At 55.3% G+C, this 2,500-nt stretch carries 1 tRNA gene and 2 rRNA genes (1 of these 3 cut by a window edge); all 3 read left to right on the top strand.

What is annotated here, in order from left to right:
• Positions 1-1,933: ribosomal RNA gene (locus tag M529_RS30630) — 23S ribosomal RNA — on the top strand (it extends 861 nt beyond the left edge of the window).
• Between the two features lie 132 nt (positions 1,934-2,065).
• Positions 2,066-2,180: ribosomal RNA gene (rrf, locus tag M529_RS30625) — 5S ribosomal RNA — on the top strand.
• Between the two features lie 176 nt (positions 2,181-2,356).
• Positions 2,357-2,433 (top strand) — tRNA-Met (locus M529_RS30620).
• Positions 2,434-2,500: the final 67 nt, after the last annotated feature.

Below are 2,500 nucleotides of genomic sequence, written 5' to 3'. Positions count from 1 at the left end.
AGGTAGAGCGTCGGATGATTGCCGTTGGGGGTAGAGCACTGGATGGATGCGGGGGTCGCGAGATCTACCAACTCTAACCAAACTCCGAATACCAACGAGTCTAGTCCGGCAGACAGACGGCGGGTGCTAAGGTCCGTCGTCAAAAGGGAAACAGCCCTAACCTACAGCTAAGGTCCCCAAGTCACGTCTAAGTGGGAAAGCATGTGGGATTTCCAAAACAACCAGGAGGTTGGCTTAGAAGCAGCCATCCTTTAAAGAAAGCGTAACAGCTCACTGGTCTAAACAAGAGATCCTGCGGCGAAGATGTAACGGGGCTCAAGACGTGCACCGAAGCTTAGGGTTCAGTCTTTGACTGAGCGGTAGCGGAGCGTTCCGTAGGCCGTTGAAGCGGGAGGGTAACCGACCGTGGAGGTATCGGAAGTGCGAATGCAGACATGAGTAGCGATTAACAGTGTGAGATGCACTGTCGCCGAAATTCCAAGGGTTCCTGCTTAAAGCTAATCTGAGCAGGGTAAGCCGGCCCCTAAGACGAGCCCGAAGGGGGTAGTCGATGGGAACCACGTTAATATTCGTGGGCCTGGAGGTGTGTGACGGATGGCGTAACTGGTCAGGGCTTATTGGATTGCTCCTGGCTGGGAAGTTGTCCCAGGAAATAGCCCCTCCGTATAGACCGTACCCTAAACCGACACAGGTGGAATGGTAGAGTATACCAAGGCGTTTGAGAGAAGTATCCTGAAGGAACTCGGCAAATTGCCTCCGTACCTTCGGAAGAAGGAGGCCCCACATATGCGCAAGCACTTGTGGGGGGCACAGGCCAGGGGGTAGCGACTGTTTAGCAAAAACACAGGGCTCTGCTAAGTCGGCTTCAAGACGACGTATAGGGCCTGACGCCTGCCCGGTGCCTGAAGGTTAAGTGGAGGTGTGCAAGCACTGAAATGAAGCCCAGGTAAACGGCGGCCGTAACTATAACGGTCCTAAGGTAGCGAAATTCCTTGTCGGGTAAGTTCCGACCTGCACGAATGGCGTAACGACTTCCCCACTGTCTCCAGGATATGCTCAGCGAAATTGAATTCTCCGTGAAGATGCGGAGTACCCGCGGTTAGACGGAAAGACCCCGTGCACCTTTACTGCAGCTTCAGAGTGGCATTAGGAAAGAACTGTGTAGCATAGGTGGGAGGCTTTGAAGCGATGACGCCAGTTGTCGTGGAGCCATAGGTGAAATACCACCCTGTTGTTTTCTGATGTCTAACCTCGCACCGTTATCCGGTGCAGGGACCCTCTGTGGCGGGTAGTTTGACTGGGGCGGTCGCCTCCTAAAGAGTAACGGAGGCGCGCGATGGTGGGCTCAGGACGGTTGGAAACCGTCTGTTAGAGTGCAATGGCATAAGCCCGCCTGACTGCGAGACTGACAAGTCGAGCAGAGACGAAAGTCGGTCATAGTGATCCGGTGGTCCCTCGTGGAAGGGCCATCGCTCAACGGATAAAAGGTACGCCGGGGATAACAGGCTGATGATTCCCAAGAGCTCATATCGACGGAATCGTTTGGCACCTCGATGTCGGCTCATCACATCCTGGGGCTGGAGCAGGTCCCAAGGGTTTGGCTGTTCGCCAATTAAAGTGGTACGTGAGCTGGGTTCAGAACGTCGCGAGACAGTTTGGTCCCTATCTGCCGTGGGCGTCGAAATTTGAGAGGAGTTGACCCTAGTACGAGAGGACCGGGTTGAACATGCCTCTGGTGTACCTGTCGTCGTGCCAACGGCGCAGCAGGGTAGCTATGCATGGACGGGATAACCGCTGAAAGCATCTAAGCGGGAAGCCTCCCTCAAGATAAGATTTCATCGAGCCGTGATAGACCATCACGTTGATAGGCCGGATGTAGAAGCGTGGTAACATGTGGAGCTAACCGGTCCTAATTGCTCTGTTCGCGCCTGAGAGTCCCACACCATCACCGACAGACCTGCAAACAACGCAGATCCTGCCGGTCATGCGGAACGACAATCCCATCCAGATATTCGAATTTGCACGGATAACATCGATTAAACCCGACAAAGCGCACGCTCCATTGCTTGGTGACCATAGCGTCTGTGACCCACCCGATCCCATCCCGAACTCGGCCGTGAAACCAGACTGCGCCGATGGTACTGTGGCTCAAGCCCCGGAAGAGTAGGGCGTCGCCAGGCATTGAAGCTTGCGCTCTGTCAAAACAAAAACCCATTCACACCCCCCTCCCGAGGGGCCAAGGTCAACGAGCCAACGGCTCGCAAGGCCAAACGGCCGCCCGGACCCGGATGCAATCCGGGGAGGATAGCCAAGCCGACGGATGTCGGCGCCGGCGCCTGAGGCTAAACAAGCTCATCGCGGGATGGAGCAGCCCGGTAGCTCGTCAGGCTCATAACCTGAAGGTCGCAGGTTCAAATCCTGCTCCCGCAACCAAAACACAACCCAATCACAAAACGCAAATCCATCCCGTCGATCAACAATCAACGGGGGTGAACGCGTT

Origin of the sequence: Sphingobium ummariense RL-3 (assembly GCF_000447205.1) — a bacterium.
GTDB lineage: Bacteria > Pseudomonadota > Alphaproteobacteria > Sphingomonadales > Sphingomonadaceae > Sphingobium > Sphingobium ummariense.
The sequence above is the reverse complement of the archived record's forward strand: the minus strand, read 5'-3'. Positions and strand labels throughout refer to the sequence as shown.